Origin of the sequence: Amycolatopsis ruanii (assembly GCF_003385175.1) — a bacterium.
Classification (GTDB): Bacteria; Actinomycetota; Actinomycetes; order Mycobacteriales; family Pseudonocardiaceae; genus Amycolatopsis_E; species Amycolatopsis_E thermalba.
Genome location: NZ_PQHY01000016.1, coordinates 89,917 through 116,904, shown reverse-complemented (window position 1 = coordinate 116,904; position 26,988 = coordinate 89,917). Strand labels below are relative to the sequence as shown.

General features: G+C 72.3%; 30 protein-coding genes and 1 pseudogene. 14 read left to right on the top strand and 17 right to left on the bottom strand.

The features are described from left to right. Positions 1-836: sensor histidine kinase (locus tag D0D28_RS11895; protein WP_205413238.1), on the bottom strand; the 836-nt coding region annotated here is incomplete at its 3' end. Positions 837-995: 159 nt separating this feature from the next. On the opposite strand from D0D28_RS11895, the gene D0D28_RS11890 reads away from it, so the two are divergent. After that, the gene (locus D0D28_RS11890) at positions 996-2,084 is read left to right on the top strand and encodes an ABC transporter permease (protein WP_116110615.1); all 1,089 of its coding nucleotides are present in this window, start codon (positions 996-998) and stop codon (positions 2,082-2,084) included. Then, positions 2,081-2,764, top strand: a complete 684-nt coding sequence (locus D0D28_RS11885) for an ABC transporter ATP-binding protein (RefSeq protein ID WP_116110614.1) — start codon at positions 2,081-2,083, stop codon at positions 2,762-2,764. The genes D0D28_RS11890 and D0D28_RS11885 overlap by 4 nt, the downstream gene beginning before the upstream one ends. A 20-nt stretch (positions 2,765-2,784) precedes the next feature. On the opposite strand, the gene D0D28_RS11880 is transcribed toward D0D28_RS11885, so the two are convergent. Continuing rightward, on the bottom strand, positions 2,785-3,840 hold the full coding sequence (locus D0D28_RS11880; protein WP_205413237.1) for a quinone oxidoreductase family protein: 1,056 nt from the start codon (positions 3,838-3,840) through the stop codon (positions 2,785-2,787). Positions 3,841-3,866: 26 nt separating this feature from the next. Next, the gene (locus D0D28_RS11875) at positions 3,867-4,172 is read right to left on the bottom strand and encodes an EthD family reductase (protein ID WP_094007593.1); all 306 of its coding nucleotides are present in this window, start codon (positions 4,170-4,172) and stop codon (positions 3,867-3,869) included. Positions 4,173-4,261: 89 nt separating this feature from the next. Here D0D28_RS11875 and D0D28_RS11870 point away from each other — a divergent pair, with 89 nt between their 5' ends. From D0D28_RS11870 to D0D28_RS36710, 6 genes and pseudogenes are all read left to right on the top strand, one after another. Then, positions 4,262-4,612 carry a winged helix-turn-helix transcriptional regulator gene (locus D0D28_RS11870; RefSeq protein ID WP_094007592.1) on the top strand — a complete coding sequence of 117 codons (351 nt, stop codon included), beginning with the start codon at positions 4,262-4,264 and terminating at the stop codon, positions 4,610-4,612. A gap of 96 nt (positions 4,613-4,708) precedes the next feature. Beyond that, positions 4,709-4,936: a hypothetical protein gene (locus D0D28_RS11865; RefSeq protein ID WP_143266228.1), complete on the top strand. Its 228-nt coding sequence runs from the start codon at positions 4,709-4,711 to the stop codon at positions 4,934-4,936. Between the two features lie 111 nt (positions 4,937-5,047). After that, positions 5,048-5,476: a hypothetical protein gene (locus D0D28_RS11860; RefSeq protein ID WP_162831038.1), complete on the top strand. Its 429-nt coding sequence runs from the start codon at positions 5,048-5,050 to the stop codon at positions 5,474-5,476. A 106-nt stretch (positions 5,477-5,582) separates the two neighbouring features. Further along, the gene (locus tag D0D28_RS11855) at positions 5,583-5,975 is read left to right on the top strand and encodes an ArsR/SmtB family transcription factor (protein ID WP_116110613.1); all 393 of its coding nucleotides are present in this window, start codon (positions 5,583-5,585) and stop codon (positions 5,973-5,975) included. 1 nt (position 5,976) lies between these two features. Continuing rightward, positions 5,977-6,621: an SRPBCC domain-containing protein gene (locus D0D28_RS11850; protein ID WP_240323179.1), complete on the top strand. Its 645-nt coding sequence runs from the start codon at positions 5,977-5,979 to the stop codon at positions 6,619-6,621. An 86-nt stretch (positions 6,622-6,707) separates the two neighbouring features. Next, a pseudogene (locus D0D28_RS36710) lies at positions 6,708-6,824 on the top strand (hypothetical protein); the annotation flags it as partial. Here the strand turns inward: D0D28_RS36710 and D0D28_RS11840 are convergent. Further along, positions 6,805-8,313, bottom strand: a complete 1,509-nt coding sequence (locus D0D28_RS11840) for an MFS transporter (protein ID WP_116110612.1) — start codon at positions 8,311-8,313, stop codon at positions 6,805-6,807. The pseudogene D0D28_RS36710 and the gene D0D28_RS11840 overlap by 20 nt on opposite strands. Further along, positions 8,310-9,182: an alpha/beta hydrolase gene (locus D0D28_RS11835; protein WP_116110611.1), complete on the bottom strand. Its 873-nt coding sequence runs from the start codon at positions 9,180-9,182 to the stop codon at positions 8,310-8,312. Before D0D28_RS11835 ends, D0D28_RS11840 begins: the two co-directional genes overlap by 4 nt. 122 nt (positions 9,183-9,304) lie before the next feature. On the opposite strand from D0D28_RS11835, the gene D0D28_RS11830 reads away from it, so the two are divergent. Then, positions 9,305-10,261, top strand: coding sequence for a LysR family transcriptional regulator (locus D0D28_RS11830; RefSeq protein ID WP_116110610.1), 957 nt, complete (start codon positions 9,305-9,307; stop codon positions 10,259-10,261). Positions 10,262-10,313: 52 nt separating this feature from the next. Next, entirely contained in the window at positions 10,314-11,183 is an 870-nt protein-coding gene (locus tag D0D28_RS11825) for an alpha/beta fold hydrolase (RefSeq protein ID WP_094007585.1), read from the top strand. A 1-nt stretch (position 11,184) separates the two neighbouring features. Here the strand turns inward: D0D28_RS11825 and D0D28_RS11820 are convergent, their stop codons facing one another. The 9 genes from D0D28_RS11820 to D0D28_RS11780 are packed head-to-tail and all read right to left on the bottom strand — an operon-like array spanning position 11,185 to position 19,412. Next, entirely contained in the window at positions 11,185-11,937 is a 753-nt protein-coding gene (locus tag D0D28_RS11820; RefSeq protein ID WP_116110609.1) for an SDR family NAD(P)-dependent oxidoreductase, read from the bottom strand. Positions 11,938-11,958: 21 nt separating this feature from the next. After that, positions 11,959-13,311: an MFS transporter gene (locus D0D28_RS11815; protein WP_116110608.1), complete on the bottom strand. Its 1,353-nt coding sequence runs from the start codon at positions 13,309-13,311 to the stop codon at positions 11,959-11,961. Further along, complete coding sequence (locus D0D28_RS11810; RefSeq protein ID WP_116110607.1) at positions 13,308-14,378, bottom strand: maleylacetate reductase; 1,071 nt, start codon at positions 14,376-14,378, stop codon at positions 13,308-13,310. Before D0D28_RS11810 ends, D0D28_RS11815 begins: the two co-directional genes overlap by 4 nt. Then, positions 14,375-15,244 carry an intradiol ring-cleavage dioxygenase gene (locus D0D28_RS11805; protein ID WP_094007581.1) on the bottom strand — a complete coding sequence of 290 codons (870 nt, stop codon included), beginning with the start codon at positions 15,242-15,244 and terminating at the stop codon, positions 14,375-14,377. The genes D0D28_RS11810 and D0D28_RS11805 overlap by 4 nt, the downstream gene beginning before the upstream one ends. Further along, positions 15,241-16,071, bottom strand: coding sequence for a sugar phosphate isomerase/epimerase family protein (locus D0D28_RS11800; protein WP_162831045.1), 831 nt, complete (start codon positions 16,069-16,071; stop codon positions 15,241-15,243). The genes D0D28_RS11805 and D0D28_RS11800 overlap by 4 nt, the downstream gene beginning before the upstream one ends. After that, a complete protein-coding gene (locus tag D0D28_RS11795; RefSeq protein WP_116110605.1) occupies positions 16,068-16,691 on the bottom strand; it encodes a nuclear transport factor 2 family protein in 624 nt (207 codons plus the stop codon). Before D0D28_RS11795 ends, D0D28_RS11800 begins: the two co-directional genes overlap by 4 nt. Positions 16,692-16,708: 17 nt before the next feature. Next, positions 16,709-17,455, bottom strand: a complete 747-nt coding sequence (locus D0D28_RS11790; protein WP_205413236.1) for an SDR family NAD(P)-dependent oxidoreductase — start codon at positions 17,453-17,455, stop codon at positions 16,709-16,711. Then, complete coding sequence (locus D0D28_RS11785; protein ID WP_116110604.1) at positions 17,452-18,162, bottom strand: alpha/beta fold hydrolase; 711 nt, start codon at positions 18,160-18,162, stop codon at positions 17,452-17,454. Before D0D28_RS11785 ends, D0D28_RS11790 begins: the two co-directional genes overlap by 4 nt. Continuing rightward, entirely contained in the window at positions 18,159-19,412 is a 1,254-nt protein-coding gene (locus D0D28_RS11780; RefSeq protein ID WP_240323178.1) for an MFS transporter, read from the bottom strand. The genes D0D28_RS11785 and D0D28_RS11780 overlap by 4 nt, the downstream gene beginning before the upstream one ends. Before the next feature lie 158 nt (positions 19,413-19,570). Between D0D28_RS11780 and D0D28_RS11775 the strand changes: the two genes are divergently transcribed. Next, on the top strand, positions 19,571-20,320 hold the full coding sequence (locus D0D28_RS11775) for an IclR family transcriptional regulator (RefSeq protein WP_116110602.1): 750 nt from the start codon (positions 19,571-19,573) through the stop codon (positions 20,318-20,320). Positions 20,321-20,669: 349 nt separating this feature from the next. Here the strand turns inward: D0D28_RS11775 and D0D28_RS11765 are convergent, their stop codons facing one another. Then, positions 20,670-21,530, bottom strand: a complete 861-nt coding sequence (locus tag D0D28_RS11765; protein ID WP_116110601.1) for a class I SAM-dependent methyltransferase — start codon at positions 21,528-21,530, stop codon at positions 20,670-20,672. A gap of 76 nt (positions 21,531-21,606) precedes the next feature. Further along, positions 21,607-22,209, bottom strand: a complete 603-nt coding sequence (locus tag D0D28_RS11760; RefSeq protein ID WP_094009228.1) for a helix-turn-helix transcriptional regulator — start codon at positions 22,207-22,209, stop codon at positions 21,607-21,609. Between the two features lie 113 nt (positions 22,210-22,322). On the opposite strand from D0D28_RS11760, the gene D0D28_RS11755 reads away from it, so the two are divergent. Further along, complete coding sequence (locus D0D28_RS11755; RefSeq protein ID WP_116110600.1) at positions 22,323-23,903, top strand: MFS transporter; 1,581 nt, start codon at positions 22,323-22,325, stop codon at positions 23,901-23,903. A gap of 28 nt (positions 23,904-23,931) precedes the next feature. On the opposite strand, the gene D0D28_RS11750 is transcribed toward D0D28_RS11755, so the two are convergent. Further along, positions 23,932-24,774 (bottom strand): helix-turn-helix domain-containing GNAT family N-acetyltransferase, encoded by an 843-nt coding sequence (locus tag D0D28_RS11750; protein ID WP_116110599.1) that lies wholly within the window; start codon positions 24,772-24,774, stop codon positions 23,932-23,934. 100 nt (positions 24,775-24,874) lie between these two features. Between D0D28_RS11750 and D0D28_RS11745 the strand changes: the two genes are divergently transcribed. Both D0D28_RS11745 and D0D28_RS36705 read left to right on the top strand, forming a co-directional pair. After that, positions 24,875-26,566: an NAD(P)-binding domain-containing protein gene (locus D0D28_RS11745; protein ID WP_240323177.1), complete on the top strand. Its 1,692-nt coding sequence runs from the start codon at positions 24,875-24,877 to the stop codon at positions 26,564-26,566. Then, positions 26,536-26,820 (top strand): hypothetical protein, encoded by a 285-nt coding sequence (locus tag D0D28_RS36705; protein ID WP_162831037.1) that lies wholly within the window; start codon positions 26,536-26,538, stop codon positions 26,818-26,820. Before D0D28_RS11745 ends, D0D28_RS36705 begins: the two co-directional genes overlap by 31 nt. Positions 26,821-26,988 lie beyond the last annotated feature (168 nt).

Here is a 26,988-nt window from a genome sequence, read left to right as displayed (position 1 = left end):
GCGCACAGGCGCTCCAGCGCGCCGGCCAAGGTGTTGCTGTCCAGGGCGGGCGGGGTGAGGGCGGCGACGAAGCGGCGCGCTTCGGTGAGGCTGTCCACTGTGGCCTGACGGGCCTGGTCCACGTGGCGGGCGGCGTTCCCGGGTGTGCCGGGCAGGGCGCGTTCGGCGGCGCGCAGCAGCAGCTGGATGCTGGACAGGCCCTGGGCGAGGGTGTCGTGGATCTCGCGCGCCAGACGTTCGCGTTCCGCCAGCACCCCGGCGGTGTGCTGGGCGGCGGCCAGGTCGGCCCGGGTGGCGGTGAGCTCCTCGATCAGCCTGCGGCGCTGTTCGCTCTCCCGGTACAGGGCCTGGTATCCCCACACCACCGCGACCGCGACGGCGGCGCCGAGCGCGGGACCGATCACCATGGCGACGCTGACGGAGCCGGTGTGGGCGGCGAACGCGCTGATCGCGATGAGCGCGGTCGCCGCGACGGCGGTCAGGCCGGCGCGGCGCGGCAGCAGGTGGAGCTGGAGAAAGTACAGCGGGAACGCCACCCAGACCCCGTCGGCGGACAGGACCAGCAGCCCCAGCCAGCACGCGCCGACGACCGCCAGCCACCAGGCCGCCGCCGGACGGGAGCGGCGGATGCGCGCCACGAGCGGCCCGGCCGCGGACACCCCGGCGCACACCACCGCTACGGCGACGGTCGTCGCGGCGTGCGGCCGGCTGTCGACCACGGCGCGGGCGGCGGCCAGCACGAGCAGGCCGATGATCAGCAGGTGCAGGCACCAGGCCAGGGCCCGCAGCGCCGGGGTCGGGGCAGGAGCGGCGGTATCCACAGTGGCTTCCAGCATACGGACACCGACCGCGAGGCCGCCTCTATCGAAAGTGATAACCCGCGTGCCGTCTTCCGGCCCGCGAAGTGCCGTCCTGCGCCAGACGCGCACACCGGGGACCAGCGGCGACAGTGGAGCCATCCCGATGCCATCACCGGAAAGGACAGGCCCCCCGCCGTGTTCGTCGCCTGGAGAGATCTGAAGTTCGCCAAGGGGCGTTTCGCCCTGATGGGCACCGTCATCGTGCTCATCACCCTGCTGGTCGGGCTGCTGTCCGGCCTGACCGCCGGCCTGGGCCGGCAGAACATCTCCGCCATCACCAGCCTGCCTGCCGACAAGATCGTCTTCCAGGCTCCCCGCGGCGGAGGGGACCTGTCCTACGCCGACTCCACGGTCACGGAACGACAGTGGCGGCAGTGGGCCACGACCCCCGGTGTCACCAGCGCCGAACCGCTGGGCATCACCACCACCACGGCCACCACCGCCGGCACCAGCACAAGCGTCTCCGCCTTCGGGGTCCGGCCCGGTTCCCGCCTGGCCCCCGACAGCAGCAAGATCACCGGCGATTCCGCGGTGTTGTCCACCCCGGCCGCCGCCGACCTCGGCCTCGCCCCCGGCGACACCTTCACCCTGGCCGGGCAGCGACTTACGGTCGCCGCCGTGTCCGGCGAGGCGTCCTTCAGCCACACCCCGGTCATCTGGATCAGCCTCGGCACCTGGCGCAAGACCGCGCCTCCCACCGCTGACGGCGAGGGCCCCGCCGCGACCGTCATCGCCCTGACCACCACCTCCGGCGCCGATACGGCAGCCGCCGACGAGGCCGCGGGCACCCAGACGGTCACCAAGGACGATTCGCTGTCCGCGATCGGTTCCTACGCCTCGGAAAACGGCTCCCTGCAGCTGATGCGCGGCTTCCTGTTCGCCATCTCCGCCCTCGTCATGGGGGCCTTCTTCACCGTGTGGACCATCCAGCGCAGCGGCGACGTCGCCGTCCTGAAGGCCCTGGGCGCCTCCACCGCCAGCCTGCTCGAAGACGCCCTCGGCCAGGCCGTCGTCCTGCGCGCCGGCGGCACCCTGATCGGCACCGGCCTCGCCGTCGCCCTCGGCGCACTCGTGGCCGGCGCCGCGGTGCCGTTCCTCCTCACACCCGCCACCGTCCTGATCCCGGCCGCCGTGATGATCCTCCTCGGCGCGCTCGGAGCCGCCCTGTCCATCCGCCGCATCACCTCCGTCGACCCGCTGACCGCCCTGGGGAGCGCACGATGAGCCTCAACCTGACCGACATCACCCTCACCTACCCCGACGGCGACACCCGCCTGACCGCCCTCGACCACGTCACGCTCGACGTCCCCGAGGGCAGCCTCACCGCCGTAGTCGGCCCCTCCGGCTCCGGGAAGTCCAGCCTCCTGGCCGTAGCCGCCACCCTCATCACCCCCGACGCCGGCACGATCACCATCGACGGCACCGACACCACCGGTATGAGCCGCGGCGAACTCGCCACCCTGCGCCGCCACAAGATCGGCATCGTGTTCCAGCAACCGAACCTGCTGCCCTCGCTCACCACCGTCGAACAGCTGCAGGTCATGGCTCAGATCGACGGCCGCAGCCCCGCCAAGGCCCGCACCCGCGCCCTGGAACTCCTCGACGCGGTCGGGCTGGCCGGCCAGTCCCAGCGCCGCCCCCACCAGCTCTCCGGCGGCCAGCGCCAGCGCGTCAACATCGCCCGCGCCCTGATGAACGACCCCACCGTCCTCCTGGTCGACGAACCCACCAGCGCACTCGACCAGGAACGCGGCGGCGCCGTCATCGACCTGATCACCCGCCTCACCCACCAGCAGGCCACCGCCACCATCCTGGTCACCCACGACCGCACCCACCTCGCCGCCGCCGACCGGATCGCCGAAATCCAGGACGGGAGCCTGCGCCTGCCGGCCGCCACCCGCTAGAGGTCCAGACAACCAGTGCGCTACACCCCGGATGGAGCGGTGGGGCCTCGGTCCGGGCAGACGCCGTTGCCCGTGTCCCGCAGCGCCCGCCTCAGTTCCCGATCTTCGCCACGTACTTGCCGCGGCCGAGTCCCTTGCTGAGGAGGTCGTGGATCGCCGCGACGCGGTCGAGTCCGACGACGGTGACGCCGGGGCGGAGGCTGCCCTGGGCGATCAGGTCCAGTCCGGTGGTCAGCGCTTCGGCCGCGGCCCGGGGGGTCGGTGGCGATGAGCCGGCTCATGCTGAAGCCGACGATCCCAGCGTTGTCACCGATCAGGCGGCCCACCGGTGGGAGCGGTGCCGGGGTGCCACCGCCGGCGTTGCCGAACAGCACGACACGTCCGCCCGGCGCGAGCAGGCTCAGGTCGAGGTCGAGCAGCGCGGTGCCGGTGGGGTCGAGCACGACGTCGACACCGTCGGGGGCGATCGTGTGGACGGCGTCTGCCAGGTCCCCGTCGCGGGCGAACACGTCGTCCCAGCCCGCGGCGAGACCGTCGGCGATCTTGTCCGGCCTGCCGACGGTCCCGATCCGGCGGGCGCCGCCCAATGCGGTGGCCACCTGGCTCACGACCGAGCCGAGCCCGCCGCTGGCGGAGTGCATGAGCACGGTCTCGCCGGGCCGCAACCGGGCCCGCTCGGTGAGCAGGAGCAGGGCGGTGGCCACGACGAGCCGCGCGGACGCCGCCGTCGCGAGCGCGACGCCGTCGGGCACCGGCGCGGTGACCTCCGCGCCGGCGAGGGCGACCTGCGCGAGGCCGCCGCCGGGGGTGAACGCGGCCACCCGCTGCCCGATCTGCCTGCCGGTCACCCCGGCGCCGACCGCGCGGATGGTTCCGGCGACTTCGAGCCCGGGGACGTACGGCCACCCGGAGGCGTAGCCGGGGTCCCCGCGGCGGGCCATGACGTCGATGAAGTTGATCCCCGCGTAGGCGACGTCGATGGCGACCTGCCCCGGCCCGGGCTCCGGCGCGGGCACCTCGGCCACGTTCGTCGCACTGCCGTCCACGGCCGGCCCGGACATGAGCAACGCCTTCATCACGGTTCCCTGTTCGATGTTCTCGCTCAGTCGTTCTGCACCGGGTAGTGGATGACGATCGCGCCACCGGTGGCGTAGTTGGGGACATCGGCAGCCGCCTGCTGGCCCTCCGGAGACGTCCTCGCCGCGGTCATCGCCGCTTCGTCGGCGAAGTCGGCTTCGAAGATCGCGAAGTACGGTGTTCGTCCCTCCGTCGCTGCCACTTCGAAGCTGTAGCGCCACGCCAGCAGGCCGGGCATGCGCGTGGCCAGCGGCAGGTGGTGGTTCACGTAGTAGTCGCGGAAGTGGCCGGGGTCGGTGGGCTCGGGATACAGGACCACCAGCTTGTGCACGACAACCTCCAAGTGCTTCGAAAATCGAATCAGTGGGACGCACGATAGTGTGTCGGATATCGAAGCCGCAAGAGGGGACGGTACGACGGATGGCTGCACCCAGACCGGGCCGCCCGGTGCGAGGGTCGAGCACCGGCCGGCCGCTGATGGCCGCCCTCGACCTGTTCGGCCGCAGGTGGAACCTGCGGATCGTCTGGGAACTGCGAGACGGGCCGGTCGGGTTCCGTGCGTTGCAGGAGCGCTGCGACAACATGTCCTCCAGCGTGCTGCGGCAACGGCTGACCGAGCTGCTCGATGCCGCCCTGGTCGAGCAGCAGCCGGACAGCACCTACGCCCTCACCGAGCTGGGCCACGGCGCCCACCGCGCGCTGCGCCCGCTCGCCCGGTGGTCCACGGAATGGGCCGCGACGCTCTCCGCCGCCGACCACCAGCGCTTCTGACGCTCGAGCGCCGGCGCTGCACCACCGGATGCACGGTGAGATCGCCGGCAGCTGTGCTGGCATGATGATCATCAACGCCGACCGAAGGGAATGCGAGTGAAGCGAATTCTGACGACGGCAGTGGTCACCTCGGCTGCTGCCGGCATGCTGCTGGCGGGCGCCGGCACAGCGTCCGCGCAGGACCCGTACGCCAAGTACGCCACCAAGTCCGCGTGCGAGACCGCCGGTTTCCAGTACGTGCACGCCGGCAAGGCGTACCGCTACGCCTGCACGGGCCCGCACGCCGGCCCGTCCAGCCAGAAGTACTGGCTGTACCTGATCTGACGCCTCGGTGGCCACGCCGCCGAGGTGACGACGGCGTCCACAGTGGCCGGCGCCGGCCAGCAGCCGGGCCGGCGCCGGCCACCGCGCCCCCTTCTGGGAAATGGTGAGTACGTGACATCCGGAGTGGGCGATCGGCTCCTTGATTCCCTCCGCGAGCTCCAGGTAGCGACCACGTGGGCGGTCGTCACCGAAGAGACCGGCAGCGGGTCCACGTGGCAGCTCGCGGGACCGACGTGGCAGGCCACCGTAGTCGTCGAGCCGCGAAGCTGGCTCGGGTCGACGTTCCAGGCGCGGGATCCAGTGACCGGCAGGAGTGCCACCTACGACATCGACACCGACCTGTACGACATTTCGCTGGACGATCAACGCGAATTCGCGGAGGAGATCGAGCGCGATATCGTCGAGTTTCTCGGCAGCCTGAGGGCGAAAGCCGTTCTGCGTGGGAATGACGGATCGAAGTTCGTGCTCGTCTTTCCAGGGGCGTTTCATGGCCAGCGTGCGCACCTGCGCGGATCTTGCCGCCGCTCGGGCGGGCGGTGACTTCGTTCCGGTGGAGTGACGACCAACTCCGCCTCGCCCTGGAGGTCCTGGTCGACATCATGTATCAGCCTTGATTTATATTAGCCCGCCCCGGTAGGATCTCGGTGTGCACGCGTTCGACATCCTCGGCGACCCCGTACGCCGGCGCATTCTCGAGCTGCTCGCCGACGGTGAGCAGACCTCCGGGGCGGTCACGGATGTCATCCGGGCCGAGTTCGGCATTTCCCAGCCCGCTGTCTCCCAGCATCTGCGTGTGTTGCGGGACAGCGGGTTCGCGTCGGTCCGGGCCGAGGGTGCTCGCCGGTTCTACACGGTGGAGCCCGCGCCGCTGCGCGAGGTCGATGCGTGGCTGGACCGGTTCCGCCGGTATTGGGAACAACGCCTCGACGCCCTCGGCACCGAGCTGACCCGGGGCAAGCGCGCACGCCGGTCCCGGGCCGGTGAGGCGCCCACCCGGCCGGCCGGGCACAGCCCCGATCCATCCACCGAGAGGACATGACATGAAGGACGTACTGGACGAGCTGGCCGCCGTGCGCCGGGTCATGGGCAAGGGCAGCGTGCCGGCCGGCGAGGCGTACACCGTGGAGCTGCGGCGCCGGTATGACGCGGAGATCGACGACGTCTGGGACGCCATCACCAACCCCGAGCGGCTGCGCCGCTGGTTGAGGCCGGTCACCGGAGACCTCCGGCTTGGCGGGAAGTACGAGTTGGCCGGCGGTGAGCACGGCGAAATCCTCCGGTGTGAGCCGCCGCGGCTGCTCAAGGTGTCCTGGCTCTACGGCCCGGACGCCGACGCCTGGCCCGGCACGAGCGAGGTCGAGGTGCGCCTGGCCCCGGGTCCCGCCGGCGACACCGAGTTCGAGCTGATCCACGCAGCGGTCGTCGGTGAGCCCTCCTTCCCCACCTACGGCCCGGGCGCCGGCGGCGTCGGCTGGGACCTGGCGCTGCTCACCCTGGCCCGGCTCCTGGCCGATGGCGGGAGCGCCGACCACGAGGAGTTCGAGAAGTCGCCCGAAGGACGCGAGTTCAGCCGGCGCAGCGCCGCGGCCTGGGGCGAGGCTCAGTTGGCCGCCGGTGGCGACCCGGAGCACGTCGCGGCCGCGGTCGAGGCCACCACCAAGTTCTACGCACCCGACCCGGCCTGACATTCCTGACCGGGTGGGCGCGGCGCTCGCGCCCACGATGAGAATCAGGTTCCTCGACCGGCTCCCGGATCACGGACGGGTCCACAGTGGAGTTTCGCGGGCCGGGGACGGCGGGTTCTGCTACGCGCCGACGGTGGTGGCAGGGCGACGAGATCGTCACCGACGAGGGGTTCGGTCCGGTCATCACGGTCCAGCGGGTCGGCGACGAGCAGGAGGCGATCCGGCACGCCAGCTCCGTCCGCTACGGGCTGGCGCGTGACCACGGCCGCGGGATGCGGTCAACGGCGGGGGAAGGCCGGCCGCCGCTGGCATCCGCCCGGACGGCGCACTGCCCGGTGCCTTGCGGGCCAGTCCGATGGCGCACGCGGCGGCGAGGGTGAACACCGCGGCCTCGTAGGTCATCGCGTGCCACAGTGCTCCGCCGGCGTCCGGGGCGGATGCCGCGTAGGCGATGCCGGCCAGCGTGACGCCCAGCGTCCCGCCCAGTTGCTGCGCGGTCGGGAGCAGGCCGGAGACCGAGGTGGCGGCCTCGGGCCGGACCCTGGCGATCACCTGGGCGAACGCGGAAGCGGTGAACAGCCCGAAACCGGCGCCGCCGAGGGCGAGAGCCAGCCAGTACGTCCACAGCAGACCGTGGTGGCCGAGAGTCACCGGGACGGCGAGCGACACGAGCCCCAGGGTGAGGGACGACGCGGCGAGGACGCCGGGGCCGGCACGCCCGCCCAGCCGTTGCGCGATCCCGCTGCCCGCCAGCGCGCCGAGGGCGTACGGGGTGACGCCGAGCCCGGCCTGCAGGGGGCTCCAGCCTGCCGCGCCCTGCAGGTGCATCGACAGCAGCAGCGTGAACGACGGCACGCCCGCGTTGAAGACCAGGACGACACCGAGCCCCCACCTCGTCGCCGGCTCGGCCATGGTGGACGGATGCACCAGGGGAGCGGGCACCCGGCGCTGGGAGACCGCGAAACCGGCCAGGATGACCACCGCCAGCGCGAGGCTCACCCAGGTCCACAGTGGCCACCCCGCCTCCCGCCCCACGGCCAGCGGGAAGATCAGCAGCGCGAAACCCAGCAGGCTCAGCACCGCCCCGACCGGATCGACCCGTGCCCGGACCTGTCCGGTGTGGACGGTCGGCAGGACGGGGGACAGGGCGAGGGCCAGGAGCCCGATCGGCACCGTCACCAGCATGGCCGCCCGCCAGCCCAGCCCCAGCGGGTCGAGCTGGATCAGCACGCCGCCGAGCACCGGGCCCGCGAGCGAGGCCGCCGCCATGGTCGCGCCGAACGCGCTCAGTGCCGCGGGCCGGCGGGGCGCGGGCACCGCCGACTGGATGATCGACAGGATCTGCGGCGCCATGAGCCCGCTGCCGAAGCCCTGCACCAGGCGGCAGGCGATCAGCACCCACGCCCCGGGCGCCGCGGCCGCACCGAGGGAGGCGGCGGTGAACAACGCCATCCCGGCGACGAACATCCGCCGGTACCCGTACCGGTCACCCAACCGGGCCGACACGATCAGGGAACAGGCGTAGGTGAGGGTGTAGCCGGCGAGAACCAGCTGGGTTTCGCCGGCTCCGGCACCCAGATCCCGCCGGACGTCGAGGACACCGACCTGCAGGACCGTCACGCTGAACAGCTGGACGAACGTGCCGGACAGGATGACCGGCAGGAGGAGCCGCCGCCGCAGCGCCGGCGTCACCGGGTCACCGCGCCCTGCAGGGCGATGGTCGCGAGCAGCGCCGCCAGTTCCGCCGGACGGGTCACGAACGGTGAGTGGCCGCCGGGCAGGGACCGCACGTGGAACGGGTTGTCCGGCGTGACCCGGTCGGCCTCGGCGATCATCAGGTCCTGGGTGACGGGCGGCAGGGCGAGGTCGCCGGTCAGCCTGACGTAGGAGCGCGGGAGACGTCCCCAGCGCCCGGGCGTGACCTCGACCGGCGTGGTGAAGCTGCGGTACGGGTGGTCCGGGTGCAGGAAGTGGCGCCAGGTGTCCGGCTGGTCCGCGGGCAGGTCGTTGAGGAAGGCCCGGCGGATCACCTCGGTCACGGCCGGATCGGGCGACAGCGGGTTGATCCGGAACGCGCCGAGCTCCGCCGGGTCGGCGACGGGCGGAACCTGGACGGCGCCGGCGTTCTCCTCCGCGCCGATGTAGTCGGCGAACCGGGGCCTGCCCGCGGGCACGAACGCGGACAGGTACACCAGCCGGTCGACCAGCTCGGGGGCCGGCTCGGCGGCGGCCGACACCGGTGATCCGCCGGCGCTGTGCGCGACCAGGACCACGTTCCGGTAGCGCGTGCGCGCGCTGACCATCGCCTCGAGCACCACGTCCGTCGCGTGTTGCATCGTGATCTCGTGCAGCGCCGACTTCTCGGTGGCGAGCCCGGGCTGGCCGGGCAGGAAGTACCCGGGCGGGACCGGGGCGCCGAGCCCCGCTCCGGGCAGGTCGACGGCCACCGACGCCAGGCCGTGCCCGGCGAGGGCCCGCTGGGCGGGCGCCCAGTGCAATGCGGAGTGCCACGCGCCGTGCACCAGCAGGACGACGGTTTCGCAGGCGGAGGGACGGTTCACGGGAAGTCCTTCGGAGGTAGTCGATCGAGGGGACCGGACCAGATCACCGCACCGGGACCCACGTCATCCACCGCGATATCTCACAGCGCCGCCCGCGATACTTCCTCCGTATCATCGCGCTCGTGGAAGCCCGTCACCTCCGCTACGCCCTGGCGCTGGCCGAGCACCAGCACTTCGGCCGCGCCGCCGCCTCGCTCGGCATCGCCCAGCCACCGCTGTCCACCCAGATCGCCGCGCTGGAACGGGAGATCGGCGAGCGGCTGTTCGACCGCACGGCACGCGGGGTCTTCCCCACCGCCGCCGGTGAGGCCTTCCTCGCCAGGGCACGCAGCGCGCTCGCCGAGATGAACCTGGCCCGGATCGACGCCGGCCGCGCCGCGCGCGGGGAAACCGGGCGGCTCCGGATCGGGTTCCTCGGATCCGCGCTGCTCGCCCCGCTGCCCGGCGTGATCGGCCGCTTCCGCAGGACCCATCCGGACGTCCGGCTCACCCTGCAGGAGCTGGACAGCCCCGCCGCGTCGGCGGCGTTGCTCGCCGGCGAGCTGGATGTGGCCGTCGGGCGGGGCAGCCCCCGGGGCGCCGGGGCGGAGGACCTGGTCACGGTGCCCATCGGGGCGGACCACCTGGTGGCCGTGGTGTCCACGATGCACCCCTTCGCCGGGCGCCCGTCCGTCGGCGTCGAGCAGCTGACCCGCGAGCCGCTCGTGGTCAGCGCGGACGCGGCCGGCACCTACCTGCGACCACTGTTCGAGGCCGACGCGGCCGTCCTCGACGCCGCCACGATCGCCCGGGACATCCACACGATCGCCGGGCTCGCCGCGTGCTGCGCCGGGGTCGGGCTCGGGCCGGCCCGGATGCGGCTCCTCGCTCGCGACGACGTCTGGTTCTGCGACGTCGAACCCCGGTTCCGGTTGCCGGATCTGCAGATGTCGTTCCGGGTGACCGATTCCTCGCCCGTCCTCGCGGCGTTCCTCGCGGTGGTCCGGCAGAACTGCGCGGACGTGGGCTCCTGGCTCGACGAGCTCCTCGCCCGGCACCCCGCTGCCACTGAGCGGCAACCGCCGCTTGGTGTGTCCTGAGCGGCGCGGGCACTGTGGTCCGGGAGAACTCCCGTGACCGCAAGGGGAAGACATGCCGTGGGATATTCGCGAATCGGTGCGCCTCGACGACGTCGAGCTGGCCTACCGCGTCGCCGGGGACGGGCCCGAGGCCGCCGTGCTGGTGCACGGCTGGCCGCAGACGCACGCCTGCTGGCGGCACGTGGTGGAGCCGCTCAGCCGCGGGCGCACGCTCATCGTGCCGGATCTGCGTGGGTACGGTGACTCGGGACTGGCCCGCTCGGGGGAGTACGACAAGCGCGCCACCGCCGCCGATCTCAGTGCCCTCATCCGCCACCTGGGGTTCTCCTCGGCGGTGGTGATCGGCCACGATCGCGGCGCGCGCGTCGCGCACCGGTGGGCCCTGGACCACCCCGCGGACATCGATGCCCTGGTGCTGCTGGACATCCTGCCGACCAGGGTCGTCATGGACACGTTCGACCGCGACTCGGCGAGCGCCATGTGGCACTGGTTCTTCCACCGGAACCCGGAGCTGGCGGCGACACTGGTCGCCGGCAACGTCGAGGCGTATCTGCGGCACTTCTTCTCCCGGGTCCTCGAATCCGGCGCCGTGGACGCGCGGACCTTCGAGCACTACGTCGCCGCGTTCAGCGATCCGGGACACCTGCGAGCGTCCTTCGAGGACTACCGGACCGGCTTCTCCACCGACCTCGACCGTGACCAGGCCGATCACGCGCGGGGGCTGCGGGTGCGGGCGCCGCTGCTCGTGCTGTGGGGCGCCGAGGGCGGTCTCGGCGGGACCGACGTGGTGCGCGTCTGGCAGGAGCACCACGCCGATCCCGTGGCCGTGCGCGGGTACGCCGTCCCGGGCGGTCACTACGTTCCCGAGGAAGCACCCGGGGACGTGGTGGCCGCCGTGGAGGCGTTCCTCGCCCAGCGGTGAGTCACACGGCGGTCAGCCCGCCGTCGACCAGGATCTCCACACCGGTCACGTAGGAGGCCTCGTCGCTGGCGAGGAAGAGGACGACGTCGGCGACCTCCCGCACCTCGCCGGCCCGCTTCATCGGCACCCCGTCCAGTTGCCGGGCCCGCCACACCGGGTCGGCCGAGCTGCGGGAGGTGCGCATCGGCGGGAGCATTCCCGGAGCCACCGCGTTGACCCGGATCCCGTCGTCGGCGTAATGCACGGAGGCGGTCCTGGTCATCGACTTCACGGCCGCCTTGGACGCCCCGTAGCCGAGGTGCACGCCGAGCTGGCCGATCGAGGCCGAGATCGAGGACAGGTTGACGATCGAGCCGCCGCCGGTGCGGGCCATGGCGGCGGCGCCGTGCTTGATGCCGAGGAACACACCCTTGGCGTTGACCAGCATGAGCTGGTCGAAGAACGCGGTGCTGGTGAGGTCGGGGTCGAAGGTGCCGCTGATCCCGGCGTTGTTGACCAGCACGTCGAGCCGCCCCAACTCCGCCAGGACCTCGTCGATCGCGGTCGTCCAGGAGCCTTCGTCGGTGACGTCCAGGTGGAGGTAGCGCGCCCGCCCGCCGCCGGCCTGAATTTCCTTGACCACGGTGGTGCCGTCGTCGTCGTTGATGTCGGCGACGACCACGGCCGCGCCCTCGCGGGCGAACGTCGTGGCGGTGGCGCGGCCCATCCCGCTGGAGGCGCCGGTGACCAGCGCGGTCTTGTCGCGCAGTCGCATGATCGGGTCCCTTTCCTGAGGTCAGCTGTGTGCGGAGAGGCGTCCGGTGACCGGTTCGCCCTCGGGTGCGCGGGCTCGCCTGCCCTTGACGACGACGGCGAGGATGCACACGGCGCCGGGCACGAGCAGCGAGAGGAACACCTGGTGGTAGTCCAGACCGGCGGCGACGAGCACCGTGCCGATGGCCGCTCCGCCGATCGCCCCGAACCGGGCGACGCCGGTCGCCCAGCTGGTTCCGGTGGCGCGGATGCTCGTGGGGTAGAAGGCGGCGCCGATGATCGGGAAGGCCGTGCCGCAGGTGTTGGTGAACACCCCCATCACGAACATCAGCGTCCCGAGCACCAGCACGTTCGGCGGCGCGACGGCCACCAGCACGAACATCGCGCAGGCGCACCCCATGGCGGCGACGACCGTGCGGTGCAGGCCGAAGCGGTCCATCGCCGACCCGATCCCGAGGTTGCCCAGTGTGCCACCGGCCTGGAGCAGCAGCCCCATCGTCGCGGCGGCGGTCAGGGAGAAGCCGATGTCGGTCATCAGGATGGGCATCCAGCTGTTCGTCAGGTAGACGATGAAGAACGCGGCGCTGAAGCCGATCCAGATGGTGGCGGTCCCCAGCCGGAACCGGCGGGCCACCAGCCCGGCGACCCGGGCCTTCGCCTCCACCGGCGGCTCGTGGAGGGCGAACCGGGTGCCGGGCGGGAAGTTCTCCGGCACGATCCGGTTCACCAGGCCCACCAGCTCGGCCTCCCGCCCGGCCTGGCGGGCGAGGTACTTCGGCGACTCGGGCAACGCGAAGTAGACGACGACGGCGTAGGCGATCGGCAGGACACCGGCGGCGACCAGCGCCCAGTGCCAGCTCGCGACCTGCACGACGAGGCTGGTGAGGAACCCGGCGATGGCGCCACCGAGGGTGTGGCCGCAGTAGGTGAGCGCCATCATCGTGCCCCGGCGCCGCACGGGAGCGTACTCGGAGACCAGCGTCGTCGCGTTGGGCAGCGCGGCACCGAGACCGAAACCGGTGAGCAGGCGGAGGATCGAGAACCACACCACGTCCGGGGCCAGCGCGGTCGCCGCGCACATCACCCCGAAGAAGACCATCGAAGCGAGGATGACCTTGCGCCGGCCGACGCGATCCGCGATCGGCCCGGCGACCAGGGACCCGAGCGCCATGCCGAGCAGCCCGCTCGTGATCACCGGCCCGAGCTGGGCCTTCGCCAGGCCCCAGTCGGCGAGCAGGGGCGGGCCGAGGTAAGCGACGACGGCGAGGTCCAGGCCGTCGAGGACCACCACACCCAGGCAGAGCAGCAGGACTTTACGCTGCAGGCCTCCGACCTTGTTGCGGTCGATGACGTGTTGCAGGTCGAGACTCGTCACGTGTCCTCCGTGGGACAGGAGCCGGTGAGCGCGCCGCCGAGGATGGCTCGCAGATCGTGTTCCGTCACCGGCTTCGGATTGGCGTAGGGCGCGGACAGCGCTTGGGCCACCACGGTGTCCACGCCGTCCTCCGGCATCCCGAGTGCCTTCAACGACATGTCGGCGCCGAGATCACTGGCGAGGCGGAACAGGTGCGCGGCCGGATCATCGGCCCCGAACGCGGCCCGCAACGCGGCCCGCGCCCGGGGCGCGGCCGGGAGGTTGACCGCGAGCACGTGCGGGAGTACCGCGGTGTGGATTTCGGCGTGCGGCAGGTCGAACGTGCCGCCGAGGATGTGACACAGCTTGTGGTGCAACGACATCGTGGTCGCGCCCAGCACGCTGCCGGCGAGCCACGCCCCGTAGAGGGCCTCCGATCGGGCGTCGAGGTCGTGCGGATCGGCGGCCACCCGGGGGAGCGCGGCGGCCAGCGCGCGTGCCGACTCGGCCGCCATCAACGCGGTGACCGGTGAACCGTCCGGGGCGTAGAGGGCTTCGGCGGCGTGCGCGAGGGCGTTGACCCCGCTGGTGAGCGACAGGGCCGCCGGCAGGGTGAGGGTCAGCCGCGGGTCGTAGACCACAGTGGACGGCAGCACTCGGGGGTCCCGGCCGGTGGTCTTGCGGCCGGCGTCGGTCAGGCCCCAGATCGGGGTCATCTCCGAGCCGGCGTAGGTCGTGGGCACCGCGACGACGGGCAGCCCGGTGTCCTTGGCGATGGCCTTCGCCAGGCCGATGGCGGAGCCGCCACCGACGGCGAGACATCCGTCGGCGCCGAGGTCCCGGCTGCGCGCGATCGCCGCCGCCGCGACCGCGACCGGCACGTGCGGGGCGGCGTGCGCGTGCAGTGCCGCGACCCGGCCGCCGAGCGGGGACGTGAGCTCGGTGGCCAGCTCCGCCTGCTCCGGGGTGCACACCACGATCAGCCTGCGCAGGCCCAGGCGCTCGACCTCCTCGGCCAGGCGGCTCACCGCCCCCGCCGCGAACACGACCCGGCCGGAGCGGCTCTCGTGCACGAAGTCGTGGGTCATGACCGAACCCGATCCAGGACGATGTCGAATTCGAGGAGCCGGAACGGGTTCGCCACCCCGTAGCGCGCGGCGCGATCCGGATCGTCGACGTCGGTGACGGGCCGGATCAGTGACTCCTTGACCCCGAACACCGTGTCGGAGTCCAGGTACGGGCTCCCTTCGACGAACACGTGGGTGGTGAGCGGCGCGTGGCCCGGGGCGTCGGCGATGACGTGGATGTGCGCGGGCCGGTTCGGGTGCCGCCTGGTGGCGGCGAGCAACCGGCCGACCGGCCCGTCGTCCGGGATCGGGTAGTAGCGGGGAACCACGGTGCGCAGCCAGAACCGGCCGTGCTCGTCGGTGACGAACAGCCCGCGCAGGTTGCGCTCCGGCTGCACGCCGGGTTGCTGCACGTCGTAGAACCCGGCGCCGTTGGCCTGCCACACGTCCACTCGCGCGCCGGGCAGCGGGGTTCCGTCGGACGAGCGGACCTGCCCGGCGAACACGCACGGCTCACCGTTGCCGTCGAGCGAGATGTTCGCGCCGAGCTCGCGTGGCGGGGAGTCGACCAGGTGGAACGGGCCGAGGACCGTGGTGTCGGTGGCGGCGGCGGATTTCCGGTTGTTGATCGCGTCGACCAGCATCGACACCCCGAGCACGTCGGAGAGCAGGACGAACTCCTGGCGGGTGTCGTCGCAGGTGTGCCCGGTCGCGGTGAGGAAATCGATCGCCTGCTGCCACTCCGCGTCGGTCAGTTCGACGTCCTTGACGAACGCGTGCAGGTGCTTGACGAGGCTCGTCATGACCTGCTTCAAGCGTGGGTCGGGGGTGCCGGCGAAGCTCTCCGCGACGACCTCCGCCGAGGTGTCCTCCGAAAAGCCGGTCATCGGCCCTCCTCGAGGTTGATCGTCCAGGGGGGCGCGGGGAATGCGGCGCGGTCGAGGACGTCGGTGGCGGCGTCGAAGGCGAACCGGGCCGCGTCCCGCGCCGGGCGGGCGTCGAGCTCGTCGGAGAAGACCTCCGCCGACATCGGCGCGGTGACGCCGCGGTCCCGCAGGGCGCCCAGCACGGCGAGCGTGTCCCCGGCGCCGCGGCCGGGCAGCAGCCGCCGGTGGCGGGCCTCCTCGGTCAGGTCGGGACCCGGTTCGGGCAGCACGTCGCACAGCTGCACCGTGGTGATCACGGAGGCGGGGATGCCGTCGAGATCGGCGGGCGTGGCGCCGGAGCGGAACCAGTGCCACAGGTCGAGCGTGATCCCGCCGTTGCGCCGGTCCGCCGCGGCGACGACCTCCCACACCTCGCCGAGCGTGCGGACGTGGCTGTAGGGGAGGAACTCGAAGCCGACCAGCACGCCGTGCTCGGCGGCGCGGTCGCACAGCGCGCCGAACGGCTCCACCAGGTCGGTCAGCGGGTGCGCCTGGAACATCGGGAGGTTGAGGTGCCGCACCCCGATCCGGTCGGCGAGCCGGAACATGGCCTCCTCCACCGGATCGGGGCCCAGCGCCCAGTCCCAGTTGTGCTCCAGCTCGAGCACCCGCAGACCGTGCTGGTCGAGCAGGTCGCGGATCCGCCCGTCGGGCAGGTCCGTGCCGAGGTAGTCACTCACCCGCAATCCGATGCCGGTGAACCCGGCCTGGGCAGCCGCGGTGATGCGGGTGGGGAGGTCGGCGTGGCGCAGCGTGTTCGCGCTGCAGTTGAGGTGCTTCATGCTCATCCCTTGCTCACCTCGCCCGCGGTGGCCGAGCCCGCGAGCCATTTCGCGCCCTCGTCGTACAGGCGGCGCACGGCCTCTCCGGTGAGCCCGGGCAGCCCGGTCTTGACCGTGAACCCCGCCTTGGTCTGCAGGTAGGCCAGATGGCGGTATCCGGACGGGAACCGGTTCAGCAGTCCGGTGTCGAGCTCCAGCCGCGCGGACGGGTCGACGGGGTCGAGCCGGTCCTTCTCGTAGATCGGCTGCCTGCGCACGATCTTCCACGCGCCCTCGTGGCGGCAGCAGAAGTCGTAGAACCGGCCGGTGCACACCACGTCGGCCTCGACCCCGTCGACGCTCGCGCGCTGGCTGATCGTCATCTTCGTCTGGACGACGGCCCGGTCGCCGTCGACGTCGGCGCTGTGCCCGCCCAGGAAGTGCAGGATGTTCACGCCCCGGTCGAACCCCTCGCGGCTGACCGCGATGAACTCCGCGGCCGGCCCCTGGAACCAGGTGGCGGTCATCCACCCCTGGATCGGGTGCCAGACCGTCGCGAAGCGATCCCAGTCCCCGGCGTCGCGCCAGACGACCCAGTTGTCGACCAGTTCGCGCAGTTCCAGCCTGTCTTCGAGGCTCGTCGGCATGCTTTCCAACCCCCTTGTCATCGGATCGCCGGCGCCAGCTGGGTTCCGGCGGCGACGTGGATCACTTCGCCCGTGATGGCGCGGGCCCGGTCGGACACCAGGAACGCCACGGTGTTCGCGACGTCGGCCGGTTCCACCAGCCTGCCCAGCGGCGAGGCGGCGGCCATCGTGCCGGCGTAGTCGTCGAGGAACCCCGGATCGGCCTTCTGGGCGTTGAAGGCGGTGTGCACGAAACTCGGCGCCACGACGTTGACCGTGACCCCGAGCGGGCCCAGTTCGCGGGCGGCCACCCGGGTCGGCCCGACGAGCCCGGCCTTCGACGCGGAGTACGCCGGGGTCCAGCCGCCGCCGAGCCACACGCGCGAGCCGATCGACACCACCCGGCCGCCGCCCTGCCGCCGCCACCGCGGAACGCAGTGCTTCATCAGCAGCACCGGCCCGGTCAGGTTCACCTGCACCGTCGCCTGCCACGTGTCGAGGTCCAGGTCCGCCACCGTGTGCGGCGGCTCGATGCCGGCGTTGTTCACCAGCGCGTCGACCCGGCCCCAGGTGGCGTCCACCTGCTCGACGGCGGCCCGGACCGCTGCCTCGTCGGTGACGTCCGCCTCGACGCCCAGCACCTCTCCGGTGAACCGATCCGCGGCCTGGCTCGCCCCGCGGCGGTCCAGCAGCGCGACCCGGAAGCCGTCCGCGAGCAGGGCCGTGGCGATCGCCGTGCCCATGCCGCCGGCGCCCCCGGTCACGATCGCGACCGGGGCGGTCACGACGCGTGCTCCGTCGCGACCTTGACGATCGTGTCCGCCACGGCGCCGGGCATCGACAACATGGGGGAGTGGCTGGAGTCGAGTTCGCTCACCGAGCCTGCCCGGGCGGCCATCTTGCGCTGGACCTCCGGCGTGCAGGCCCGGTCCAGCGTGCACACGACGAAGTGGGCGGGAACCGTCCGCCAGGCCGCCCGGGAGACGACCGCGGTCCGGGCGTCGGCGTGCTCGGGGGTGAGGCGCCCGGCCGCGCTCGCCGCGTCGGCGGGCGCGCAGTCGTGGTAGAAGGCGTGCCGCGCGGTGTCCGGGTCGATGACCAGGTAGTCGCCGACCTGGCGGATGTCGTCCTTGCCCGCCTGGGAGCCCGCCTCGGCGTCGTTGACGGACGCCACCGAGTCGCCGGGTTCGAGGCAGAACGCGCTCAGGTAGATCAGGGCACGCACGCCCGGGGCGTCGCCGACCTCGGTCAGCAGGGCGCCGGAGTAGGAGTGGCCGACGAGCACGACGTCACCGGGGATGCCGTCGAGCACGCGGACGAGGTGGTCGCAGTGCCCCCGGAACGTCGGGTCACCCGGGGCCCGGTCCTTGCCGGGCAGCGTGACGCTGACGCAGGGATAGCCGTCGGCTTCGAGCAGGGTCGAGACACGTTCCCAGGCCCAGCCGCCGTGCCACATCCCGTGCACGAGAACGATGGTGGGACGGTCGGTCATGACGCGGTCCTTCCGGTCAGTTGCTTGTCTACTGTGGACACGCTGGTGTCACGGGTGCGGAGGGAGTAGGTGAGCGCGATCCCGGCCATGTAGATCCCGGCGATCACCCAGAGCGTCCCGGCGACACCGATCGGCGCCACCAGCCCGGCGACGACGGGCCCCAGGAACTGGCTCACCCCCGCGCCGAGGTTCAGGATCGCGACGGCGCCGCCGACGCGGTGCGGGGCCAGCGCGGGCAGGATCGCCGAGAGCGGGACGAATCCGGAGAGCCCGGCGCCGTAGACGACGGCGACCACGAGGACGGCCCAGAAGTTCGGGCCCAGCAGCGCCGGCACGTGGTAGAAGGCGGGCACGCTGAGCGCGCAGAGCAGACCGCCGAACCACGCCACCGTGCGGACGCGGCCGATCCGGTCGGCGACGTAGCCGAACAGCACGTTGGCGAGGATGTTCGTCAGCAGCATGGTGCCCCACACCGTCTGCCATTCCGGTGTGGACAGTCCGACGTCCCGCACCATGAACGTGCCCAGGAACACGACGAAGGCGTAGAAACCCAGGGTGTTGATCACTCGGACGATCCCGCCGAGACCCACCTTCGGCCGTTCGACGACGACGGTGACGGCGCCGAGCACGGCACGCAGGCTGGTCGCGGCACCGGCAGGCGGTTGCGGGCGGGCCTTGACCAGGACCGCGAGCAGGATCCCGCCGGCCCCGATGAACGCCAGCGAGGTGACCAGGGTGGCGAACTCGCCGATCAGCGGGATGACCGCCCCCGCGTAGTAGGAGCTGATCACCCCGAGGCCGAGCACGAAGAAGAACCAGTACCAGCCCACGGCCTTGCCCATCACCGACTCGGGCGTGTCCATGGCCACCCAGACGAGGAAGCCGTAGGAGAACAGCGGATAACCCAGCCCGCGGACGCCGAAGCTGATCAGCATGACCGTGAAGTCGCCCTGAGCCAGCGCGACCAGGAACGCGATCTCGAAGACCACCCAGATCGCGAACCCGGCGAACATCACGCGCCGGGGGCCGAACGCCTCGGCGAGCGCACCGGACAACCAGGCGGCGACGGCGACGACGAACCCGTAGACGCTCCACAGCAGCGAGGTCTGGCCCGGTCCGAAGCCGCGCTCGGCGAGGTAAGGGGACAGGAAGCCCGACTCGATGCCGTCGCCGATCATGAACAACGTGAGCGCCACGAACCCCCAGCGCAGATGCGGGACGATGCCCTGCCGTGCCCAGAACCCGCTCATCGGTCCGGCCACCCGGTGACACGGCCGTCGGTTGTCTTCATCCTCAGAACCTCCTTGTTCTGCCCTGGTCTCGCGGGAACGTAGCGATCCTGCGGCCCGGCCACCGCCGGCACCAGACGTGATTGCCGCCCAGTGGCAATCGTCCGTACATTGGCGGCATGGCAGGCCGAACGAACACGCCCGGACAGTCGGTCTCCCGGCGGCTGCTGACCGTCCTCGACTGTTTCGACGTGGCGCATCCGGCGCTCACGCTCACCGAGGTGGCCACCCGCAGCGGCCTGCCGATTTCGACCGCGCGCCGGCTCATCACCGAGTTGCGGGAGTGGGGCGGGCTGGAACGCCTCGAGGACGGCCGGTACCGCATCGGGATGCGCTTGTGGACGATCGGCACCCTGGCCCCGCGGCAGCGTGGGCTGCGGGAGGCCGCGCTGCCCTACATGCACGACCTCTTCCAGGCGGCCCAGGAGAACCTCCAGCTCACGGTGCTGGAGGGCACGCAGGCGCTGTGCATCGAGAAGATCTCCAGCACCAAGGCCGTTCCCACGCGGACCGAGGTCGGTGGCCGCCTGCCGCTGCACGCGACCGGCGTCGGGAAGGTCTTCCTGGCGTTCTCCGGACAGGACCTGCTGCGGTCGGTCGTCGAGGCGGGGCTGGCCCGGATGACCCCGCACACGATCACCCAGCCGGGCCGCCTCGCGGCCGCGCTGGAGGAGGTCCGCAAGACCGGTGTCGCCTACTCCTACGAGGAGATGACCCTGGGCGCGGTGTCCGTCGCCGCCCCGGTCCTCGGCCTGGACGGCCGGGTGCGCGCCGCGCTCGGCATCGTGGCGCATTCCCGCGCCGCCGTCGACCGGCTCGCCCCGGCTGTGCGCACCGCGGCCCTGGGCATCGCCCGCTGGGCCGATTGAGCCCCGGCGGGGAGCCGGTCAGGCTTCGCGAGCGGCCTCGCTCCTCACGCGCGCGTGCGGCCCAGACGGAACGTTCGGTGCGGACTGCGAGGTCGTCACGCCGCAGGAGGCTGTGCGGGCTGTTCGTGTCGAGCAGCCGGCCGGGCGCGGCGCGGCCCTCGGGATTGCCCGCTGGGCCGGCTGAGTCCCGTCGGGGACCGGTCAGGGGAGGCCCGGCGGCGGGCGGCCGGCGGAGCAGGTGATCCAGCGCGGCGCCGGCCCGCTGCGGCAGATGCCTCGTGCCGGGCAGCACGGCCGCTCGGCAGTGGTCAGTCGCGTCGATGAGTCCGGCTTCGCGGAGGGCCTCTCCTCAAGCGCGGCGTGCGGCCCAGACGGAACGTTCGGTGCGGACCGCGAGGTCCTCACGCCGCAGGAGGCTGTGCGGGCTGTTCGTGTCGAGCAGCCGGTCGAGCGCGGCGAGGTCCTCGGGGTCGAGCTCGGCCGCGACCGCGCCGCGGGCGCGCTGCAGCGCGCCCAGGGCGTACCGGCCGACCGCCGCGTTGCCGGCGCCCTGGACGTCCACCTCGACGACGAGCTCGCCCTCCACCACGAACCCGGCGGCGGCGAGCATCGGTCCCCAGTCGGCGCCGCGATGGGGGAGGTGCTGGGCGTGGCGCCGGTCGCTCACGGCGTGGACGCGGTCCTCCAGGCCGGGCCGGTCGTCGGGTGCGGTCCTGGGCAGGAAGCGGGGAATGCCCGCCATCTCGACCACGACGAACAGGCCGCCGGGCGCGAGCAGGTCGTGGACGGACCGCAGGGCGCGGCCGGGATCGGCCATGTGGTGCACGGCGCCCGAGGCCCAGACGAGGTCCGGGGTGCCGAGGTCGGGCCAGGTGGCATCGTCGAGGTCGGCGAGCACCGTGTGCACGTGCCCCTCCACCCCGCGGGCGCACGCCTTCTCACTGAGCCGCCGCAGGTGGCCGGGGGAGGTGTCCACGGCCGTGACATGCGCCTCGGGGAACTGGTCGAGAAGGGCGAACGTGCCCGCGCCGGTGCCCGAGGCGAGGTCGACGATCTGGCGCGGATCGCCGTGCAGGGGCAGCCACCTGATGATGCCGGCGGTGTGCTCGGCGAGGACTTCCGCGTCCAGTTCGAGGATCTCCGCCAGCGCGCTGTCGGGGTCGTGGTGGTGGCCGTGCCGGCGGTGGTCGTGGTGCTGGGCGTGCGTCATACTGCGACGATAAGCGCGTTATGCCTTTTCCGCGTGTTGTCATGCGCATTGCGCAAGGAAGTCGGCTCGCGCGATGCTAGGAGCGCAAGTCGTGGCGTCGTGAGCCGTCGTCCTCGGAGTTGTCGTTCTCGCGATGCCCGCGGCGGGCGTCGCGGTCGTAGATGAACAAGACCTCGCACGGGCGGCCCTCCGCCCCGATGGCGTGCGGCGTCATGGTCGGGAACTCGGCGGCGCGGTTCGTCTCGACCCGGAACCTGGCGTCCCCCAGCACCAAGGTGGCGGTGCCGGACAGCACGAGGAGCCACTCCCGGCCGGGGTGGGCACGCATCCTGGCGGGGTTGTCCGGCGGCGGCTCGGTCAGCCGCCTGCGCATCACCGTCATGCCGGGGTCGCTCTTCATCGGCCAGCTCAGTCCGCGCGCTCCGTGGTTCATCGGGCTGATGATGACGTCGTCCACGGCGTTCTCGACCAGCTGGTCGAGGGTGGTGTCCAAGGCGCGGGCCAGTGCGACGAGCTGGTCCAGCGCCAGGCGGCGCTGACCGTTTTCGATGCGGCTCAGCGAGGACTGTCCCAGGTGGACTCGCTTGGCCAGTTCCTCCAGGGACAGGCCCTGCGCGACCCGCAAGGCCCGGATCCGTTTGCGCACGAGGCCGTCCAGCGCACTTTCTTCTTGCGTCATGAGCAAGAGTGTATGCCATTGACGCAAATCCTGCTTAACATCGTGGCAGACGGTTCCCGGGCGCCGAACCACGTTCCGGGCCGTGATCTCCCAAATCCATCGGAAAGGAACCCATGAGCACCAACCAGCCCGCGCAGGGGGCTGCCACCCCGGACGCGCGGCAGCTGCGCACCATCCTCATCTCCGTGTCCGTCTCGTTGATGGCCGTCGTCGCCTCGGTCTCGGGCCTGAACGTCGCGCAGACCCACATGGCCGTCGAGTTCGGCGCCTCCCTGGGCACGGTTCTCTGGATCATCAACATCTACACCCTGACCCTGGCCGCGCTGCTGCTGCCGCTCGGCGCGATCGGTGACCGCCTGGGCCGCAAGCCCATGCTCACCGCCGGGCTCACGGTGTTCGGCACCGCGAACGTGGTGGCGGCACTGGCCCCGACCGCCGAGGTCATGATCGCCGCCCGCGCGATCGGCGGCGCCGGCGCCGCGATGATCATGCCGATCACCCTTGCCGTCATCACCTCCACCTTCCCCGAGGAACAGCGCGGCAAGGCCATCGGCGTGTGGACGGCCGTCGCGGGAGGCGGCGGCGTCCTGGGCATGTTCCTCTCCGCCCTCCTGGTCGACGTCGTCGACTGGCGCTGGCTGTTCGCGCTCCCGATCGCGCTGATCGTCGTGGCGATGGCGACGACGGTGAAGTCGGTGCCCAACTCCCGTGAGCGCGCGGCACACGCCTACGACACCGTCGGCGCGCTGCTCGCCGCCGTCGCCGTCGTCGGTCTCATCTTCGCGCTGCAGGAAGGGCCCGAAGGCGGCTGGGCCGCCCCGGAAACGGTGATCAGCCTCGCCGCCGGCCTCGTCGCCGGCATCGCCTTCGTGGTCTGGGAGCTGCGCCGCCGGGACGCCGCCCTGCTGAACGTGCGCTTGTTCCGGGAACGCGGCTTGGCGGGCGGCTCGCTCACGTTGCTCGCGGTCTTCGGCGTCCAAGCGGGTATCGGCGTGGTGCTGTTCCCGTTCTTCCAGGCCGTGCTCGGGTGGTCGGGACTGCTGTCGACGGCGGCCCTGATGCCCATGGCGATCTCGATGATGCTGGCTTCCGGCCTCGCGGCCAAGCTGGCCGCGGGCATCGGCTCCCGCGCGACCATGGCTGCCGGCGTCGCGCTGGCCGTCGTGGGACTGGTGTTCATGGCCCTGTTCGTCTCGGTGTCGGGCGGCTACCTGTCGATCCTGCCGGGGCTGGTCGCCGTGGGTCTGGGCATGGGCCTGTCGATGACGCCGTCCACCGAGGCCATCACCGGCTCGTTGCCGCGGGACAAGCAGGGTGTCGCCTCCGCGCTCAACGACATCACCCGCGAACTCGGCACCGCCCTGGGTGTCGCGGTGCTGGGCGCGCTGCTGTCCGCCGGGTATCGCGGCTCGATCGACGGCAGGCTGGCCGGTGTCCCCGAGGAGGCCGCGGACGTCGCCAGGGAGGGCGTCGCCAACGCCGTCGAGGTCTCGGGCGGCGCCGGCGCGCAGGCGGCACAGATCGTCCAGGCCGCCCGCGAGTCGTTCGTGGACGGATGGCAGCAGTCCATCTGGGCCGGAGCGGCCGTGATGGTGGTGTTGTTCGTCTACGTCGCCGTGTGGGGCCCGAAGAACCGGATGCGCTCCACAGTGGACGACACCGAGACCGCGCTCAGGTCGAGCCTGGTCGAATGAGCCGGCTCGACCCAGCTCAGCCGCCCGGTCAGCTGACGTTGTTGCGGCGTTCGAGGAAAACGGTGTCGTGCCAGGTGCCGTTGCGTTGGGCGATGCGTTCGCGGATGCCGATGGTGCGGTAGCCGGCGGAGTGGTGCAGGGCGAGGCCGGCGCGGTTTTCGGTGAAGATGGAGGTTTGCAGGGTCCAGTAGCCGGCCTCGTCGAGGGCGATGACCTGCTGCCGGATCAGGGCTTTGCCGATGCCGCGGCCGCGGTGGCCGTCGGCGACGTAGATCGAGGTTTCGGCGACGCCGGCGTAGCAGTCGCGAGTGGACACCGGGGTGGCGGCCGCCCAGCCGACCACCTCGCCGTCCAGTTCGGCGACCCACCGCTGGTCCGGGAGCCATGTCGCGTCGAGGGTGGCCCGGCTGGGGACGGTGGTCTCGAAGGTGGCGATCCCGGTGGCCATGCCTTCGCCGTAGATGCGGCGGACCGCGGCCCAGTCCTCGTCGCGCAAGGCCCGCACGGTGACGTCGGCGGGGACGTCTTCGGGGCAGCAGGGACGCGGCGCGAGCAGGCCCATCACGGCGTCGGCGGCGTGCGGGAGGCCGGCGCAGCAGGCCGCGTTGACGGTGACGATGGTGGCGGTGCCCTCCTTGCGCACCTGCACGAACCCGACGTCGGCGAGCTTGCGCACGTGGTGTGAGCAGGTGGACTGGCTGATGCCGACCAGGCCGGTCAGGGCGCCGACGGTGATGCCGCGGGGTGCGGTGGCCACGGCGTGCAGCAGCCGCACCCGGGTGGGCTCGGCCAGGCACGCGAACCAGTCGGCGTAGGTGGCGGCTTCCCCGTCGGGCAGGACTCGGGCCTGGGGCGCGGCAGTCATGGTCATGCCCCCGAGTGTATCGATTCCAATCGATGGTTGCCTCGATCGATGACAGTCGATACAGTCTGGGCAAGTCAATCGAGCTGGATCGATGGAATGGGCCGGGATGAGTGAGCTGCCCGTCGTGGTGGTGGGGGCTGGGCCGATCGGGCTCGCGGCCGCGTCCGAGGTGCTGGAGCGGGGTTTGGAGCCGGTGGTGCTGGAGCGCGGGTCGCAGGCGGGGGCGTCGGTGGCGCAGTGGAACCACGTGCGCTTGTTCTCCCAGTGGTCGGAGCTGGTGGACCCGGCGGCAGGCCGCCTCCTGGAGGCCACCGGCTGGGAACACCCCGCGGCCGAGGACTACCCGACGGGGCAGGAGTGGGTCGCGTGTTACCTGGCGCCGTTGGCTGCCGCCCTCGGTGAGCGCGTGCGGTTCGGCGCGGAGGTGGTGGGTGTGGCGCGCCGGGGCCGGGACCGCGTGGTGGATCACGGGCGGGACACCGAGCCGCTGACGGTGCACGTCCGCCACGCCGACGGCCGCGAGGAGCTGATCACCGCGCGCGCGGTGATCGACGCCTCGGGCACGTGGACCAACCCGAACCCACTGGGTGGCGACGGGCTCCCGGCGCTGGGCGAACGGGCGGCGGCGGACCGGATCACCTACCAGGTGCCCGACCTCGGCGACCCGGTGGTCCGGGAACGGTTCGCCGGCAGGCACGTCGCGGTCGCGGGCAGCGGGCACTCCGCGTTGACGGCGCTGGTCGCGCTCACCGCCGTGGCGGGCACGCGGATCAGCTGGATCCTGCGCCGCGGCTCGGTGGGCACCACCTTCGGCGGCGGCGAGGCCGACCAGCTGCCCGCCCGCGGCGCGCTCGGGCTGCGGGCCAAGGAGGCCGTGGACGCCGGGCTGGTGCAGATCGTGTCCGGGTTCCGCACCGAGGCCGTGACGCGCGACGAGCAGGGCCGCCTGGTGCTGCGCTCGGGCGACGGGCGCACCGTCGAGGCGGTGGACGAGGTCGTGGTGGTGACCGGCTTCCGCCCAGACCTGTCCTGGCTGTCGGAGCTGCGGCTGGAGCTGGACGCCACGCTGCAGGCGCCGGTCGCGCTCGCGCCGCTGATCGACCCGAACGTGCACTCCTGCGGCACCGTCTACCCGCACGGCGCGAAGGAACTCGCGCACCCGGAGCCGAACGTGTACCTGGCCGGGATGAAGAGCTACGGCCGCGCCCCCACGTTCCTCGCCATGACCGGCTACGAGCAGGTCCGCTCCATCGCCGCCGCACTGGCCGGGGACCACGAGGCCGCCGGACGGGTGGAGCTGGTCCTGGCCGAGACCGGGGTGTGCGGCGGGGCCGGCTTGTTCGTCGTCTCGACCGACAGCGGCGAGGAGCTGTCCGCGCCGATCGTCATCGCCGCGACCGGCGCCTTCACCTCCCCGTATCGGCCCGCGCTCCCCGGACTCGACGAGTTCACCGGGACCGTCCTGCACTCCGGCGACTACCGCGAGCCGAGCCCCTTCGCCGGGCAGCGGATCGTGGTGGTGGGCGCGGCCAACTCCGCCGTCCAGATCGCGATCGACCTCGCCCCGCACGCCCGCGTCACCCTCGCCACCCGATCCGCTACGCCCCCCGGAAACCGCTCGGGCGGGACGTGCACTTCTGGCTCACCGTCACCGGATTCGACGCCCTGCCCATCGGCCCCTGGCTGCGCACCAAGCCGGGCATGCCCGTCCAGGACGCGGGCGGCTACCGCGCCGCGATCGACGCCGGCGCACCAGACCAGCGCCGGATGTTCACCGCCATCGACGGCGACACCGTGACCTGGCCCGACGGCACCCGCGAACGGGTCGACACCATCCTCCTGGCGACCGGGTTCCGCCCGGGACTGTCCTACTTGGACAAGCTCGGTGCCCTCGGCCCGGCCGGGATGCCGAAGCAGCACCGCGGCCTGTCCACCACCCATCCCGGGCTCGGGTTCGTCGGGCTGGAGTGGCAGCGCAGCTTCTCCTCCGCGACCATCCGCGGCGTCGGCCGCGACGCGGCCTACCTCGCCCGACGGCTGCTAAGGCGGTGAGCGGTCGGGTGCGTGTGGATCGGGCCGATCAGCGTCTCGCCGAGCGGGGTGAGTGCGTACTCGGCGCGGGCGGCACCTCGGCGTAGGCGTGGCGGTCGACGAGCTCACCGCGGCGGACCGGGCCCTTGCTGAGACCGGCGAGCACGACCCTCCGGTGAATTTCCGCTG

Bases quoted from the DNA above. Each gene is read 5' to 3' on its own strand.
- D0D28_RS11885 (WP_116110614.1), top strand. From the start codon at position 2,081: ATGAGCCTCAACCTGACCGACATCACCCTCACCTACCCCGACGGCGAC.
- D0D28_RS11880 (WP_205413237.1), bottom strand. From the start codon at position 3,840: ATGAAGGCGTTGCTCATGTCCGGGCCGGCCGTGGACGGCAGTGCGACG.
- D0D28_RS11870 (WP_094007592.1), top strand. From the start codon at position 4,262: ATGGCTGCACCCAGACCGGGCCGCCCGGTGCGAGGGTCGAGCACCGGC.
- D0D28_RS11850 (WP_240323179.1), top strand. From the start codon at position 5,977: ATGAAGGACGTACTGGACGAGCTGGCCGCCGTGCGCCGGGTCATGGGC.
- D0D28_RS11825 (WP_094007585.1), top strand. From the start codon at position 10,314: ATGCCGTGGGATATTCGCGAATCGGTGCGCCTCGACGACGTCGAGCTG.
- D0D28_RS11820 (WP_116110609.1), bottom strand. From the start codon at position 11,937: ATGCGACTGCGCGACAAGACCGCGCTGGTCACCGGCGCCTCCAGCGGG.
- D0D28_RS11810 (WP_116110607.1), bottom strand. From the start codon at position 14,378: ATGACCCACGACTTCGTGCACGAGAGCCGCTCCGGCCGGGTCGTGTTC.
- D0D28_RS11805 (WP_094007581.1), bottom strand. From the start codon at position 15,244: ATGACCGGCTTTTCGGAGGACACCTCGGCGGAGGTCGTCGCGGAGAGC.
- D0D28_RS11800 (WP_162831045.1), bottom strand. From the start codon at position 16,071: ATGAGCATGAAGCACCTCAACTGCAGCGCGAACACGCTGCGCCACGCC.
- D0D28_RS11795 (WP_116110605.1), bottom strand. From the start codon at position 16,691: ATGCCGACGAGCCTCGAAGACAGGCTGGAACTGCGCGAACTGGTCGAC.
- D0D28_RS11785 (WP_116110604.1), bottom strand. From the start codon at position 18,162: ATGACCGACCGTCCCACCATCGTTCTCGTGCACGGGATGTGGCACGGC.
- D0D28_RS11780 (WP_240323178.1), bottom strand. From the start codon at position 19,412: ATGAGCGGGTTCTGGGCACGGCAGGGCATCGTCCCGCATCTGCGCTGG.
- D0D28_RS11775 (WP_116110602.1), top strand. From the start codon at position 19,571: ATGGCAGGCCGAACGAACACGCCCGGACAGTCGGTCTCCCGGCGGCTG.
- D0D28_RS11765 (WP_116110601.1), bottom strand. From the start codon at position 21,530: ATGACGCACGCCCAGCACCACGACCACCGCCGGCACGGCCACCACCAC.
- D0D28_RS11760 (WP_094009228.1), bottom strand. From the start codon at position 22,209: ATGACGCAAGAAGAAAGTGCGCTGGACGGCCTCGTGCGCAAACGGATC.
- D0D28_RS11755 (WP_116110600.1), top strand. From the start codon at position 22,323: ATGAGCACCAACCAGCCCGCGCAGGGGGCTGCCACCCCGGACGCGCGG.
- D0D28_RS11750 (WP_116110599.1), bottom strand. From the start codon at position 24,774: ATGACCATGACTGCCGCGCCCCAGGCCCGAGTCCTGCCCGACGGGGAA.
- D0D28_RS11745 (WP_240323177.1), top strand. From the start codon at position 24,875: ATGAGTGAGCTGCCCGTCGTGGTGGTGGGGGCTGGGCCGATCGGGCTC.
- D0D28_RS36705 (WP_162831037.1), top strand. From the start codon at position 26,536: ATGTTCACCGCCATCGACGGCGACACCGTGACCTGGCCCGACGGCACC.